The following is a 14,475-nucleotide window of genomic DNA, read 5'->3' as shown; positions in this document are numbered from 1 at the left end:
TGGACGCTCAAGGAATTTCCGCGTAATTCATCCGTGCCAGGATGATGCCGGTCTTGCGCAACAGCCCCCCCGCCTCACGGTGCTTGTCGTAATAGCGCGGGTTGGGGACCATCGCCGCCAGCTTGGCGGCTTGTTCGGCGGACAGCCCCGCGGCGCTGGTGCGGTAGTAATGGCGTGCAGCCGCTTCCGCGCCGAACACCCCGTTGCCCCATTCGATCACGTTGAGGTAGATCTCGAAGATGCGCCGCTTGTCCATCACCGCTTCCAGCATCAGCGTGATGATTGCTTCCTCGCCTTTGCGCCACGGCGTGCGCTTGGTGGACAGGAACAGGTTCTTGGCGAGCTGCTGGCTGATGGTGGAGCCACCCGCGACGATCTTGCCCTTCTTCAGGTTCTTCTCGTAAGCCTTCTGGATGCCCTCCCAGTCGAAGCCCTCGTGATCGACGAACTTCGCATCCTCCGCAGCGATCAGCGCGCGCTTGAGGTTGTTGGATATCTTCTCGTAGGGTACCCACTTGTGCTGCAGCTCCGCGTCAGGGTTCTTGTCCTGCATCACCTCAAGGCGGTCCTCCATGAACGAACTGGTGGACGGGTTGAACTTCACCCACCACAGGATATGCGCGAAGATCCACACCTGATAGAGCACTACCAGTGTGAACAGCGCCAGTAGGATGCGCCAGGACCAGTAACGGAATTTCTTCATGCGGAGCCCTTCGACATGCTCAGGACAGGCGCAGCCTGTCACGTACGGGTTTGGTTTCGGGCCGAACGCGGCGCCAGAGGCAGAACGCCTCGGCGGCCTGTTCGACGAGCATGCCGAGCCCGTCGGCGACACGCGCGCCGTGCTGCCGGGCGAACGCCATGAACGGCGTTTCGCGTCCGTACATCATGTCGTAGGCCAGCGCGCCGGGAGCGAAGATGGTCGAGGGGATTGGGATTTCGCTGTCGGTTAGGCCGGCAGAGGTGGCGTTGATGATGACATCGAATTGGGCATTATCCAGTTCGCCGAATCCAACTGCCTCGACGGAAACGACGTCGTTTTTGACCGACTTTTTCAGGGCAAGCGCCTTGTCCGGCGTGCGGTTGCTGATGACCAACTGTTTGGGCTCTGTGGCGAGAATCGGGTGCAAAACGCCCTGCGCTGCGCCTCCTGCTCCAATCAGCAGGATACGCTTGCCTTTGAGCGGGATGCCAAGGTTTTGCTCGATGTCACGTACGAGGCCTGCGCCATCGGTGTTATCGCCAATGATGGCATCACCTTCAAACTTGAGTGTGTTTACCGCTTCTGCCTCAAGAGACTTTTGCGATAGTTGATTGGCAAGATTGAAGGCCTCCACCTTGAACGGCACCGTGACGTTGCAGCCCTTGTAGCCTTTGGCACGCAATTCCTCGATCTTCGCGGCGAAGCCATCCAGCGGTGCCTCGATAGCCTCATAGCTGATGTCTTGCCCGGTCTGCTCTGCGAACATCCTGTGGATCAGCGGCGACTTGCTGTGCGAGATGGGATTGCCGAGGACGGCGTATTTGTCGGTCATGTGCTTACTCGCTTTCCATCCGGTCGGCTGAAGTAAACGTCCAGGTGCGGATGATGGTGAGGATGTCGGTGTCCTTGGTGATGTCCGGCGGCAGCGGTGCATAGGGGGCGGCGAGCTTCACGATGCGCATCGCCGCGGCGTCGAGGATGCGCTGGCCGGACGAACGGCTGACCTCGACGGATTCCAGGCTGCCGTCGGCGCGGATCGAGACGCTGAGCTGCAGCTTTCCATATAGCTGTTTGCGGCGCGCTTCCTCGGGATAGTTCAGGTTGCCGATGCGCTCGACCTTGATGCGCCAGTCCTCGATGTACTGCGCGAAGCGGTATTCCTGGGTGCGTGCGCCGATGAACTTGCGGCGCGGCATCTTCTGGTAGGCATCGAAATTCTTGTTGATCTGCGCTTCAAGGCGGGCGATCTCCATGGATTTCTCCACCAGGTCTTCGCCGCTGTTGGGAGCGGTGTTCTGCTGTTTCTTGAGTACCGGCTGCGTTACCTTGTAATCGCTCTTCAGCCTGGACATGATCCGCTTCGATTCTTCTTCCATTTCGGCCACGCGCTTGGCGACCTGTTCCGGCGTGAACTGTTGGTCGTCGCTGATGGTGGGCAGCGGGGTCTTGGCCTGGCGGTCTTCCGGTGTATTGCCGCCGCCGTCGAGGTTGGCCTGCGCCAGCGCATCGGCCTGGACGGGTTTGGACTGCGACTTGCTGTTGACCAGCACCACTTGCAGCGGCTGGGCGAAACTGGCCGCGTTGCGCGGGTCGGGCATCACCAGGCCGACGCCGAATAGCGCGAAGGCGTGGAGCGCGATGGAGAAGATCATCGCGGCCGTCAGCGGCAGTTTCAGCCATGTCAGCAAGCGGCAGCCTCCTTTATAGTTTTGCAGCCATTCATGGGCCAAGTATGTCGGCTGCTGGCGGCAATCGCGGACGGTCGCATCCCCACTACGCGGGGCCCCTGCTTCCTGCTCATGCCGCCTCCTCATCATCAACTTTTTCGATGAAACGCGTCTGCACATCCAGATCGATCAGGTCGATGTCGCCGATCGCCAGACGCACTCGTGTGCCGCCGGGCAGTTCGGGCAGCGACGAGGCGCGGAAGACCAAGGGGATGTCGGTCAGCTTGACCAGGTTTTCGCGCAGTACCACGGCTTCGGCCTGTTCGATCTTTTCCTGCTGCAGCCAGCGCAAACACCAGTAGCGTTCCATGTGCCGCTGGAAGTCGTTGTAGATGCCGTACATGGTGTCGAAGTCGCGCATCGCGGCATACAGCGCGGTGTCGTTCTTGGCGTAGGCGGGCTCGCCGCCGCTCAGCATGGCGATGATCTGGCGCTGGTTCACCATGTCCACGTAACGGCGCAGCGGCGAGCTCGACCACATGTATTGCGCCACGCCCAAGCCTTGGTGCGGCGCGGCGACGGTGCTCATCTTCACCTTGCCGCCCTGCTGGGTGCGGTAGATGGCGACGAAGCCGTGCGCCGCAATGTGCCTGCCCCATTCGCTGTTCACTAGGATCATCAGTTCGGACACCACCTTGTCGATGGGCGAGCCGCGCCGGCGGGTGGTGATGCTGATGCGGTCATTCTCGACGTTGAAGTTGTAGTCGACCTGTTGCGTGCTGTTGTCGGACGGCTTGCCGCGCAACGCTTCGAGTTTCTGCGCCAGCTGCCACAACAGTGCCAGTTCGGCGGCCCAGGGATAGTCGAGCTTGCCCGCCGCCAGCGTCTCCTCGTTGAACAGCGGTTCCAGCGTGTCGTGGCGCAGGTTCGCGGCGATGTGGATGCGCTCGACGCGGCTTTCGTGGCTCAGTATCTCCAGTGTTTCGGCATCCACTTCGTTGTACATGGACAATGCCGGGCAGACGCTGTCCGCGCACAGGGTGAACGCCTGTACCACGCTGTCCGGCAGCATGGTGATCTTGTTGCCGGGCATGTACACGGTGGACAGCCGCCCGGCGGCGACCTTGTCGCCGTCGGAATCGCGCGGCAGTCCCAGCGCCGGGGCTGCGATATGCACGCCGATGCGCCAATTGCCGTTGGGGAGCTTTTCGACCGAGAACGCGTCGTCGATCTCGGTGGTGGTCGCATCGTCGATGCTGAACGCATTGGCACCGGCCAGCGGCAACTCTTCCCATGTGCCGATCTCGACCGGCGGGAAGCCCGTGCCCTTGGGGAAATGCTCGAACAGGAAGCGGTTCAGGTGATAATCCTGCGTGGAGGGCAGCGCACCGCAGCGATGCAGCAGGTGCGCGGCGGACAAATGGGTTGCCGCGCAAGCGGCTTCCAGCGCCTTGGTCTCGAGGGTGTTGCGGTCCGGTTTGTAGAGCAGTTGCAGAAGTTTGTCGGCAAACTCCGCGGGCAATTCGAACCGTGTCAGCTGGCCGGTCATGTGTTCCTGCAACGCCAGTTGCTGGCGTTTCTTCTCGGCTCCGGCCAGCGCGGCTTTCAGGACGTCGGGGGGGGCTGCACGATAGCGGCCCTTGCCTTTCTTGTGGAAATAGATCGGCGCACCGTGCAGGCGGATCAGGGCTGCAGCCGCTTCCAGCGGATTCGGCGCGTGGCCGAAATATTCGGCAGCGATCTGCTCGAAGCCGAATTCCTCCGGCGGGCAGCATTCCCACAGGAAATCCACCTCGATGCCGTTGGCGAGCTGCTCAGCCTGCGGCAGGAACTCGGACAGGGAGGGCTGGGTGAAACGCAGCATTGCATTGGCTGCCTTGATCTTGCTGCGCTTGCCGGACTGGCTTTCGACCTGGAGCGAGGTAGTGTTGTCGACCATGATGCTGCCGACCTTGAAACTGCCGTCTTCTTCGTAAAGGATATTCATTGGGGATTGCAAAAAAAATCTGACGCGAATTATACCAGCTGGGGCGTGCCGTTCCGGTTCCGGTGGACAACAAAAAAGCCGGCTGAGCCGGCTTTTTGGTCCGAGAGGGAAGTGGATTACTTCTGGCTCAGAATCCACGCCACCATGGTCTTGATGTCGCCGTCGCTGACAGTCTTCGCTGTGGCCGGCATCGGCATCGCGCCGAACGACCCGGAGCCGCCGTTGCGTACCTTGGCTTCCAGCTTGCCTGGTGCGCCCTTGTCGCCCTTGTACTTCGCTGCAACGTCCTTCAGGGCCGGCCCTACGGACTTCTTGTCGAGGGTGTGGCAAGAGGCGCAATTGCTCTTCTTGAACACGGCTTCGCCGCTCTCTGCGGCAAGGGCTGTAGACGAAACGGCCAGGGCGGCGGTCAGGGCGATGAGGTGGCGGACTTTCATTGTGATCTCCTTCGGTAAGCGGTCAGTGAGGGCGAATTTACTCTTGCTGGCAGGTGACACATTGACATAAATCAAACGGATCGCATGCATCGGGCAAATAGACTGGTCCCGCGTCCGTTGGTTCCTTCTGTAATGAGCAGAGTCACGCTCCGTCACTTCCTGTCCATGGCCGCGATGCGCTGCTGCGCCTCCTTCGCCAGCGGATGACCCGGCCGGGCGGCGATCAGCTTTTCGTAGAGCACGCGGGCCTGACGCTTGTCGCCCAGATGCTCTTCGACAATTTCGGCATTGGCGAACATCGCTTTCGCCGCATCTTCGCTGCCGGGGGCGTGCGCGACGATGCGGTCGTTGATGCTGAGGGCCGAATTCCAGTCTTGCATGGTGTACCGCGCGATCTTCTCCGCCTTGTTCAGTGCGTCCAGCACTTCCGGCCCCCTGAATATCCCGGCTATCCGGAGATAGCTGTCGACGGCCTTCGCGGGCTGGTTCGTGCGGTTCTGGTAGATGGACGCCATGTTGTTCAGTGCGCGCAGCACAATGGGCGTGTCCCGGTATTTCGCGATGATCGCTTCATCGGTCTTGAGAGCGTTCGGGTAGTCATGCATGTCCTGGTCGTACATCTCGGCCAGCGATTCATAGCCTTGCGCGGTCTCGGCGGTGTCCGGGTATTGTTCTATCAGGCGGTTGAAGGTCTGTGCGGCGCGTTCATAGGTATGCTGCGACCGACGCTGGGTGTTAGCGATAGAGAGCAGGCTGTCGGGGCGGAACGGGCTGTCCGGATAGAGCGCCAGCAGCTTGTCGAAGTGGTAGATGCCGATCTGCGGATCGATCAGCAGCGCCTGTCGGGCAAGGGCATGCTCGATGTCGTCCTCGTTCGGGTAGCTCCGGTTGTTCACCAGGAAGGCCGCGCATTCGGCCACGATGGGTGCGGCGAAGCCGGGCTCGTTCGAGGTGCCGGAGATCGCGCTGAGGTAGGTCGCGATGCGATGGTCGCGGTCCCCGTTCAGCGACTTGGTCCACCGCGCCATCTCGTCGAGCAGGGCCGCTTGCTTCTTCAACTGGTTGCCGCCCAGTTCGGTCAAACGTTTTTCCGCTTCGATGGCGAAGGCGGAATCGGGATAGACGACTCTCAGCATCAGCCAATCCAGTGCGGCAGCGGGGTAGTTCTCCATGCGGTGATGCACTTGCGCCTTGAGATGGTAGACCTCGGCGGTTTCCGGCAGGCCGGCGTGGCGCTGGATGAAACGATCCGCTTCCTGCAACAACTCGCCGTCGATGGGGACCGCCGGGGAAGAAAACAGGCTGAAGAAGCTCTTGCTGCGAGTGGTTTCGTTGATCGTGCGGCGCAGAAGATCGATTTCTCCGGCGGCTACGCTGTTTTCGGGCTTGCGCTCTGACGATGGGGCAGGACGGTAATTCCCGGCATCAGCCGGCGTGCCTGCGCTGGTTGCCGGGGCAGGGGGGGCAACGGTGACTTCTTCTGCCAGTGCAGAAGCGGACAGCAGAACCAGGGAACCAAACAAAACCAAGTGACGCATCGTATTCCTCCGTTGATCGGGATAAAAGGCGCGCTAAATAGCGCCCGCGTGTTCGGCCTGCACATCCGCAAAGTAGCTGCTGCGCACCATGGGGGCGCAGGCGGCGTGGCTGAAGCCCATTTCCTTTGCGGCTTGCTCGAACATCTTGAATGTTTCCGGCGGTACATAGCGCAGCACGGGCAGGTGGCCGTCGGAAGGTTGCAGGTATTGTCCCAGCGTGAGCATCTCCACGTCGTGCGCGCGCAGGTCGCGCATGACGTGCAACACCTCCTCGTCGGTCTCTCCCAGTCCCAGCATCAGGCCGGACTTGGTCATCACCTGCGGGAAACGCCCCTTGAATTCCTTGAGCAGTTTGAGCGAGTGCGCGTATTCGGCGCCGGGGCGCGCCAGAGGATAAAGGCGCGGCACGGTCTCCATGTTATGGTTCAGCACATCGGGCAGTTCGCTGGCCATCGCATCCAGCGCGATGTCGAGGCGGCCGCGGAAGTCGGGCACCAGCGTCTCCAGCCTGGTGGTAGGCGATGACGCGCGAATCGCGCGCAGGCAGTCGGAGAAATGCTGCGCTCCACCGTCACGCAGGTCGTCTCGGTCCACGCTGGTGATGACCACGTAGCGCAGCTTGAGCAAGCCGATGGAGTGCGCGAGGTTCTTGGGCTCGTCCGCATCGGGCGGCAGCGGCTTGCCGTGCGCCACGTCGCAGAACGGGCAGCGGCGCGTGCACACGTCGCCGAGGATCATGAAGCTGGCAGTACCTTTGCCGAAGCATTCGCCGATGTTGGGGCAGGATGCCTCCTCGCACACGGTATGCAGCTGGTTCTCGCGCAGCATGCGCTTCACCTCGTTGTAGCCCGCGCCGCTGCCAGCTTTGACGCGTATCCACTGCGGCTTGCGCAGGCGTTCCTGCAAGGGCACGATCTTGATGGGGTTGCGCGCGGTCTTTTCTTTTCCGGTTTGCTTTTCGGCGGTACTCATATGTCCGTTATTCGTGAATTTCATTTCGTAGGAGCGGGGCCTGCCCGCGATACATATTTCATTCGCGGGCAGGCCCCGCTCCTGCGGAAGCCAGATGTCGCTGCAATCCGTGAACCAGGTGCTGCGCCAGTTCCGCCTGCAGTTCGTTGAGCGGGGCGGTGATGCCGAGTTCGCAGGCCTGGGTGACGCGCAGCCCGGCGTAGCCGCAGGGGTTGATGTTGGCGAACGGCGCCAGGTCCATGTCAACGTTGAATGCCAGGCCGTGATAGCAGTAACCGTTCCTGATCTTCAGTCCCAGCGAGGCTATCTTGGCGCCGTTGACGTACACGCCCGGCGCACCCTCGCGGCCTTCGGCAACAACGCTGTAGTCGGCCAGCAGGTCGATCACCGCCTGTTCCATCAGCCGCACCAGTTCGCGTACCCCGATCTTCCAGCGGCGCATGTCGAGCAGCAGGTAGGCGACGATCTGGCCGGGACCGTGGTAGGTGATCTGGCCGCCGCGGTCGATCTTGACCACGGGGATGTCGGTGGGGTTGAGCAGATGCTCGGGCTTGCCCGAGAGTCCTTGCGTATAGGTTGGAGGATGCTGCACCAGCCAGATCTCGTCGCGCGTCTCGCCGCTGCGCTCGGCGGTGAACTGCTTCATCGCGTCCCAGGTCGGCTGATACTCGACCAAACCCAGCGTTCTGATGTGCGGGAGCATCGCTGGGTTACAGGACCATCACCACCATGGGATGGTCGCAAAGTTCCTGGTAGACCGCGTCGAGCTGCTCGCGCGAGGTGGCGCGGATGGTGCAGGTCAGGCTGACATAGCGGGCGTTCTTGCTGGCGCGCATCTCCATGCTGGCCGCGAGGAACCCGGGGTCATGCTTGTTGACCACTTCCAGCACGGCCTGCGCGAAGCCCGCCTGCTGCTGACCGAATACCTTCAGCGGAAAGTCGCAGGGATACTCGACCAGACTGTCTCTCAATTCGCTCTTGGTTGCTTCGTTATTCATTTGCGCATCACATCCCGTTTGAAGTCCTGATACAACTGATACAGCCTGGCGAACATCGCGCCGGGCTTGCCGGTACCCACCGGCTTGCCGTCGACATGGGTGATCGCCAGCACCTCTTTGGTGGAGGAAGTGAGCAATAGTTCATCGGCGGCGAATACCTCTTCCTTCATCACCCGGCGTACTTCGCAGGGAATGCCGTTGGCGGCGGCGATCTCCAGTATCACATCGTAAGTGATGCCGGGCAGCATCAGGTTGTCTTTGGGCGGCGCGAGCAGCTTGCCGTTCTTCACCACGAAGATGTTGCTGGCCGCACCCTCGGTCATGAATTCGTTGTCGCGGATCAGGATGGTTTCCGCGCAGCCCGCTTCCACCGCCATCTGGCGCAGCAGCACGTTGGGCAGCAACGAGATGGACTTGATGTCGCAGCGCAGCCAGCGGTTGTCCTCCGCCGTGACGCAGCAGACGCCGCTGGCCAGCAGCTCGGCGGGCGGCGCGGGCAGCGGGCTGGTCATGGCGAAGACGGTAGGCGGGACTGGCGGGTTGGGGAAGGCGTGGTCGCGTTTGGCGGCGCCGCGCGTGATGTGCAGGTACAGGTACTGATCCTCGCCCTCGTTGCGCGCGATGATCTCTTCGACGATGTGCGTCCATTCCGCCTCGCTGTGCGGATTGGGGAGTTTGATGCCGTCCAGGCTGTGCTGCAGGCGACGCAGGTGCTCCGGCAGGCGGAACGCCTTGCGCGAGTAGACCGGGATCACCTCATACACGCCATCGCCGAAGATGAAGCCGCGATCCAGCACGGAAACCTTCGCTTCCGCGATGGGCATGAATTCGCCGTTCAGGTAGATCGTCATGTCGCTCTCCTTTATTGGAACAACAGCCGTATGCTATCCCATCCGCGCGAGAATACGTTCGCCAGCGGAACCGCATCCAGTGCGATCAGGGGGAATTCCGCATAAGGCTTGCCCGCCAGCGTGAGTTTCAGCACGCCCAGTTGCTGGCCGCTGCTGATCGGGGCGAGGATGGGCTGGCGCGTTTCCACCGTGGCCTTGAGCTGGGCGAGCTTCCCTTTGGGGATGCTCAGGAACAGGTCGCGGCGGAAGCCGACCCCGACATGGCTGTCGGTTCCCTTCCAGATGCGCAACTGGGTGATGGGCTGGTCCTTTTGATACAGGCGCACGGCGTCGAAATACTGGAAGCCGAAATTCAGCAGCTTCTGGCTCTCGGTGGCGCGCAGGCTGTCGGAGCTTGCGCCGAGCAGCACCGAGATTAGGCGGCGGTTGTCGCGCCTGACCGATCCGACCAGGCAGTAGCCGGCGGTCTCGGTGTGGCCGGTCTTGATGCCGTCGGCATAGGGGTCGATCCACAGCAGGCGGTTGCGGTTGGCCTGGGTGACGTTGTTGAAAGTGTATTCGCGCAGGGCGAACAGCTGGTACTGCTGCGGATAGTCGCGCACGACGGCGGCGGCCAGCAGGGCTAGGTCATATGCGCTGCTGTAGTGCTGGGCGTCCGGCAGGCCGACCGGGTTGGTGAAGTGGGTGTTATTCATGCCCAGCCGTTTCGCTTCCTTGTTCATCAGGTCGACGAAACCGGCCTCGCTGCCGGCGATGTGGTCGGCCAGCGTGATGGCCGCATCGTTGCCGGACTGCACGATCAGGCCGCGCAGCAGCTCATCCACCGTCACGGTCTGTCCCGCCTTGAGCAGCATGCGCGATTCGCCATTGGTGTTGCGTACCGCGGCGGCGGGAACGGTTAGTTCCTGATCCTGCGACAGGGTGCCGTGCTTGAGCGCATCGAAGGCCAGATAGGCGGTCATCAGCTTGGTCAGCGAAGCGGGCTCCATGCGCGCATCGCCGTTCTGGTTCACCAGCACCTGGCTGCTGGTGTAGTCATACAGCAGGTATGACTTGGCGGCGAGCAGCGGAGCGCCGGGTGCGGACACCGGTAGCGCATGGCTCAGGGCGGGCAACAACAGGCTGATGAGCAGGAGGGCGAATTTCATGGTCGAGTGGCGATAACGGGGCGCAATTATAGTCGCAGCCGCATGGGCGAAGGTAGCCGCAATATATCTAGACCGAAATATATAGGTATTCCGGCATATTGTTCTTTGATTAGGTGCTGGTTATAAAGCGCCCATCATTGACGAAGTGAAGGGAAATGCGATGGCCCTGTTTGCCGGTATGAAAGACTTCTTCGGATTCGATTACTACCACAAGCGGAATTTGCGCGACAGGTTGAACCTGATCGGGGTCGCGGAGGCGCATATCTTGTGGAAGACACGCCTGGGCCACCACATTCAGGGAAATATCCGCGAGCCGCTGGAAGCCGCATTGGTTGGCCAGGATAGCATTTGCCAGCTGGGGAGCTGGATCAACGGCCAAGAGTTCGCACCGTTCCGCGAATTGCCGGAGTTCATGCAATTAAGCGAGGCGCACCAGCAGTTCCATCAATTGGGCAGGCTTATCGTTGAAAGGTTGAAGGTGGGCGATCGCAGCGGCGCCGAGACGATATTCAGGAACGAATACAATCAGTCGTTGCGCCGCACCATCCAGGCGCTGACGGAGATCAACAAGCGTCTTCACGAAGATTGATCCACGCGGCGAAGCACCCGCTTAGAACATGTCGCTCAGTTGTGCGGTTTGCACCGCGAGTTCATTGGCCTGAAGGCAAAGATCCTCAGTATCCGCCAGGTCGATACCCAGTTCCAGCCATTCCCTTTCTTCAACTTCCCCGCCGGTGTGTTCGGCGATCCCGAAGTCGGGCAGGATCTTTTCCGTCACGCTGACCAGACGAACCAGCGGATGCTGTTCGCCCATTTCATCGACATAGGGCGGGTGGTGGTAGCCCAGCACGGCCGCGATTTCCGGCGGCAGGTGCCAACGCCGGGCCAATTCCGAGCCGATGTAACAGTGGGTGATGCCCAGTGTTTCCAGTTCGATGTCCAGTATCGGGCGTTCGGGTTGCATGCCTAGTTGCTGATGCAGTTCGTTGCTCGCTTCTGCATCGATGTGATGCAGCGCCATGAATCCGATGTCGTGCAGCAGCCCCGCCAGGAATATCTGGTCTTCCTTGGGGCGAAGTTCTCTGGGCATGGATTGCGCGATCACGCGCATTACGATGGCCATGGTCATGCTGTGCAGCCACAGATCTTGCGGTTTGAAGTGTCTGCATGCGGTCAGTTTGGAGAGGTCTGATAACGCGGCGATGCCGATCGCAACCGACTTGATTCGGCTCAGGCCGAGCAGCAGGGCGGCATCGGGGACGGTGCTGACCTTGCGCGCTATGCCTAGCGCAGGTGAATTGGCCAAGCCGATGACTTTGGCGGAAATTTGGGGATCCTGTCCGATCAGGGTGAGCAATTGCGCTTCGCCCTCGTCAGTATCCAGCGGCAGCGCCAGCAGCTTCTGTGCGGTGGCCGGCATGGCGGGCAGGGAATCGAGATTGGACAAGGCTCGTTTGAGCCTTGCGCGTGTGCTTTCGTCGGTCATGTATCGAGTATCTCTTAAGTTCGTATTCTTTGGGACCGTTGGCGATTGTCGCAATATCGGCCCCGGGCTCATAGGCAGACTATACGAGAGATTGCCGGATTGCGCGAGGGGGTTATTCCGTGCGGGTGGGCGGCTTGGCGAGTTTGCGCTGCAGTGTGCGGCGATGCATGTTGAGAGCGCGGGCGGTGGCGGAGATATTGTCGTCGTGTTCGCGCAGCACGCGCTGGATGTGCTCCCACTCCAGTTTGTCGATCTGTGTCGGCTGCGCCTTGAGCGGCGCGTTACTGTCCGGCGCGTGGTTGAAGGCAGCGACGATCTCGTCCGCATTGGCGGGCTTGGACAGGTATTGCGTCGCGCCCAGCTTGATCGCCTCGACCGCGGTGGCGATGCTGGCGTAGCCCGTCAGCACAACGATGCGCGTGTTCGGGTCGAGGTCGTGCAGCGCCTTGACCAGAGATAGACCAGGCGCGCCGCCCATCTTCAGGTCCACCACGGCATATTCCGGCGGATTGGCTTCCGCCAGTGGAAGCGCCTGCTCCACGCTGTGCGCTACGGTGACGCAAAAGCCGCGTTTTACAAGGGCGCTGCGCAACACCTTGCAGAAGGTGATATCGTCGTCCACCAGCAGCAGCGAGGCCGATTCTTCACATTGCAGCGTCATGACTGCGCTCCGGCCAGCGGCAGGATAAGTTGCGTGGTCGCGCCGCCCGTGTCGCGGTTGAACAGCCGCACCGTGCCGCCCAGGCGCTCGACGGTGGCGTTGGCGAGGAACAGGCCCAAACCGCGTCCTTCGCTCTTGGTGGTGAAGAACGCCGACCCTGCCTTGAGCCCGGCTTCCTCGCTCAGTCCCTTGCCGTGGTCGTGGATCTCCAGCATGAAGCGGTTCGCATCCCAGTGCGTCTCGATATCGATCGATTGCGGAGCCGCGTCGGCGGCGTTGTTAAGCAGGTTCATCAGCGCTGCACGCAGCGTGGCATCCGCACTGACGAGCGGCGCAGGTTGTGCATCGCTGTTACGGTATCGATATTGCGCCGTCGGGCGCAGCAGCTGCCATTCATCCAGCACCTCGGCTACCAACTTGTCCGCCGGAAGCAGCACAGCAGCGCCGCTGTCCTGAGCATTGGCCAGTATCTTGTCGAGGATGCGCTTGCAACCGCGCACCTGCTCGTCGAGGATGGTCAGCGCGTCGTGCCATTCCGGTTGTGCCGTTGCATCGTGCTGCAATTCGCCGATCACCACCGACATGGTGGACAGCGGCGTGCCCAGTTCGTGCGCCGCGCCGGCGGCCTGCGTGCCGAGCGCCACGATGCGTTCGTTGCGCAGGATCTCCTCGCGTACCCGCACCAGCGCCTCGTCGCGGTTGCGTACCGCCTGCGCCATCTGTACCACGAAATAGGCCACCACCACCGCGCTGATAACGAAGCCGAACCACATGCCCATCACATGCGCATTGAATGCGCTGTCGCTGTCGTGGTGATGGTTGTGCGGCAGCGGGATGTAATAGAGCATCAGCACGCTGTAGCAGGCAGCCGTGATCGCCGCCATGCCCCAGGTGTAGCGGGCCGGGAGCGTGGCGGCGGCGATCACCAGCGGCAGCAGGTAGAGCGAGACGAAGGGGTTGGTCGAACCGCCGCCGTAATACAGCAGGATAGTAAGCGCCAGCACGTCCACGCACAGCTGTGCGAAAAGTTCCGAGTTGGAGACCGGTTTGCTGCTGCGCAGACGCAGCCAGGTGAGAAGATTGATTCCGGTGAGCGTGGCGACGGTCAGCAGCATCGGCTGCCAGTCCAGTTCCAGTTCCAGTATTTTCCATACCGCGGCCAGTGTCAGCAGTTGCGCCGCGACCGCCATGCCGCGCAGGGCGACCAGGCGGCGCAACTGGCTGTGGCCGGGCAGGGAAGAGAGTATCGTGCTGTTCATGTCGCGATTGTAAAACGGATAGCAGAATCGCTGTGTGCGACAAGATGCCGCAGGGCGGGTGCGACATCATGACGCATTCTCAATCGCTGTATTTTGCCCAATACTCATTCCCGCCCAAGGTAAGGCATTCCCGCTCCCGGCACCCGATGTGAATTCAAGCATGGTGTCTCCTCCCCTGGCACAGCAGGGAGCGTGATGTCTGCTTTGGGCTTTTTGTTTCTGCGCTACGGGGCGGGTACAATCCGTTCCCTTACTCATACGAACAGGGAACTGACATGACTAATCTTCTTCGAGTCGGCGCGTTGCTGGCTGCATTGTCCTTGAACATCAGCGCTTATGCGGGCGACATCCAGGTCGACGGTGCATGGTCGCGAGCCACCGCGCCGGGGCAGGCGGATGCGATGGCGGACCTGTCCATCACCAGTAAGCAGGCGGCCACCCTGGTCGGCATTTCCAGCACAGCGTGCAAGAGCGTCGAGTTGCACAGCATGACGCACGAGGGCGGCGTGATGAAGATGCGCGAAGTGAAGACGCTGGAGTTGCCGGCCGGCAAGCGCGTGAGCCTGGGCGAGAGCGGCTATCACCTGATGCTGATCGGCCTGAAGGCGCCGCTCAAGGCGGGCGAGGCGGTGCCGCTGATGCTGAAGATCAGGGCGGCAGGCAAGCGCGAGGTGAATGTCGAGGCCAAGGCGGAAGTGAAGCCGCTTGCCGAGGCCAAGGCCGAGCCGAAAGCGGATGAGCACATGCATCATAATCATCACTAAACCA

At 61.5% G+C, this 14,475-nt stretch carries 16 protein-coding genes; 2 read left to right on the top strand and 14 right to left on the bottom strand.

Annotated elements, in window-relative coordinates:
* Positions 1-7: 7 nt before the first annotated feature.
* The 11 genes from mtgA to FGKAn22_RS10045 form a co-directional block, all read right to left on the bottom strand.
* Positions 8-703 (bottom strand): monofunctional biosynthetic peptidoglycan transglycosylase, encoded by a 696-nt coding sequence (gene mtgA, locus FGKAn22_RS10095; RefSeq protein ID WP_212785517.1) that lies wholly within the window; start codon positions 701-703, stop codon positions 8-10.
* A 19-nt stretch (positions 704-722) separates the two neighbouring features.
* Entirely contained in the window at positions 723-1,535 is an 813-nt protein-coding gene (gene aroE, locus FGKAn22_RS10090; protein ID WP_212785516.1) for a shikimate dehydrogenase, read from the bottom strand.
* A 4-nt stretch (positions 1,536-1,539) separates the two neighbouring features.
* Entirely contained in the window at positions 1,540-2,391 is an 852-nt protein-coding gene (locus FGKAn22_RS10085; RefSeq protein ID WP_246487386.1) for an energy transducer TonB, read from the bottom strand.
* Positions 2,392-2,500: 109 nt separating this feature from the next.
* Positions 2,501-4,357 carry a ribonuclease catalytic domain-containing protein gene (locus FGKAn22_RS10080; RefSeq protein ID WP_212785515.1) on the bottom strand — a complete coding sequence of 619 codons (1,857 nt, stop codon included), beginning with the start codon at positions 4,355-4,357 and terminating at the stop codon, positions 2,501-2,503.
* Between the two features lie 116 nt (positions 4,358-4,473).
* Positions 4,474-4,794 carry a c-type cytochrome gene (locus FGKAn22_RS10075; protein ID WP_212785514.1) on the bottom strand — a complete coding sequence of 107 codons (321 nt, stop codon included), beginning with the start codon at positions 4,792-4,794 and terminating at the stop codon, positions 4,474-4,476.
* A 152-nt stretch (positions 4,795-4,946) separates the two neighbouring features.
* Positions 4,947-6,332 (bottom strand): tetratricopeptide repeat protein, encoded by a 1,386-nt coding sequence (locus FGKAn22_RS10070; RefSeq protein WP_212785513.1) that lies wholly within the window; start codon positions 6,330-6,332, stop codon positions 4,947-4,949.
* Positions 6,333-6,365: 33 nt separating this feature from the next.
* Positions 6,366-7,304 (bottom strand): lipoyl synthase, encoded by a 939-nt coding sequence (gene lipA, locus FGKAn22_RS10065; protein ID WP_212785512.1) that lies wholly within the window; start codon positions 7,302-7,304, stop codon positions 6,366-6,368.
* A gap of 58 nt (positions 7,305-7,362) precedes the next feature.
* The gene (gene lipB / locus FGKAn22_RS10060; RefSeq protein ID WP_212785511.1) at positions 7,363-8,007 is read right to left on the bottom strand and encodes a lipoyl(octanoyl) transferase LipB; all 645 of its coding nucleotides are present in this window, start codon (positions 8,005-8,007) and stop codon (positions 7,363-7,365) included.
* Positions 8,008-8,014: 7 nt separating this feature from the next.
* Positions 8,015-8,302, bottom strand: coding sequence for an HP0495 family protein (locus FGKAn22_RS10055; RefSeq protein ID WP_212785510.1), 288 nt, complete (start codon positions 8,300-8,302; stop codon positions 8,015-8,017).
* Positions 8,299-9,153 carry a D-amino acid aminotransferase gene (locus FGKAn22_RS10050; RefSeq protein ID WP_212785509.1) on the bottom strand — a complete coding sequence of 285 codons (855 nt, stop codon included), beginning with the start codon at positions 9,151-9,153 and terminating at the stop codon, positions 8,299-8,301. Before FGKAn22_RS10050 ends, FGKAn22_RS10055 begins: the two co-directional genes overlap by 4 nt.
* A gap of 11 nt (positions 9,154-9,164) precedes the next feature.
* Entirely contained in the window at positions 9,165-10,301 is a 1,137-nt protein-coding gene (locus tag FGKAn22_RS10045) for a D-alanyl-D-alanine carboxypeptidase family protein (RefSeq protein ID WP_212785508.1), read from the bottom strand.
* A 160-nt stretch (positions 10,302-10,461) separates the two neighbouring features.
* On the opposite strand from FGKAn22_RS10045, the gene FGKAn22_RS10040 reads away from it, so the two are divergent.
* The gene (locus FGKAn22_RS10040; RefSeq protein WP_212785507.1) at positions 10,462-10,890 is read left to right on the top strand and encodes a CZB domain-containing protein; all 429 of its coding nucleotides are present in this window, start codon (positions 10,462-10,464) and stop codon (positions 10,888-10,890) included.
* A 21-nt stretch (positions 10,891-10,911) separates the two neighbouring features.
* Here the strand turns inward: FGKAn22_RS10040 and FGKAn22_RS10035 are convergent, their stop codons facing one another.
* The 3 genes from FGKAn22_RS10035 to FGKAn22_RS10025 all read right to left on the bottom strand — a co-directional run bounded on the left by FGKAn22_RS10035 (position 10,912) and on the right by FGKAn22_RS10025 (position 13,707).
* Positions 10,912-11,787 carry an HDOD domain-containing protein gene (locus tag FGKAn22_RS10035; protein WP_212785506.1) on the bottom strand — a complete coding sequence of 292 codons (876 nt, stop codon included), beginning with the start codon at positions 11,785-11,787 and terminating at the stop codon, positions 10,912-10,914.
* Between the two features lie 112 nt (positions 11,788-11,899).
* A complete protein-coding gene (locus FGKAn22_RS10030; protein ID WP_212785505.1) occupies positions 11,900-12,448 on the bottom strand; it encodes a response regulator transcription factor in 549 nt (182 codons plus the stop codon).
* The gene (locus tag FGKAn22_RS10025) at positions 12,445-13,707 is read right to left on the bottom strand and encodes an ATP-binding protein (RefSeq protein ID WP_212785504.1); all 1,263 of its coding nucleotides are present in this window, start codon (positions 13,705-13,707) and stop codon (positions 12,445-12,447) included. Before FGKAn22_RS10025 ends, FGKAn22_RS10030 begins: the two co-directional genes overlap by 4 nt.
* A gap of 275 nt (positions 13,708-13,982) precedes the next feature.
* Here FGKAn22_RS10025 and FGKAn22_RS10020 point away from each other — a divergent pair, with 275 nt between their 5' ends.
* Complete coding sequence (locus FGKAn22_RS10020) at positions 13,983-14,471, top strand: copper chaperone PCu(A)C (RefSeq protein ID WP_212785503.1); 489 nt, start codon at positions 13,983-13,985, stop codon at positions 14,469-14,471.
* Positions 14,472-14,475: the final 4 nt, after the last annotated feature.

The organism is Ferrigenium kumadai (assembly GCF_018324385.1).
GTDB classification, from domain to species: domain Bacteria; phylum Pseudomonadota; class Gammaproteobacteria; order Burkholderiales; family Gallionellaceae; genus Gallionella; species Gallionella kumadai.
This window is presented reverse-complemented; position numbering and strand designations above follow the sequence as displayed.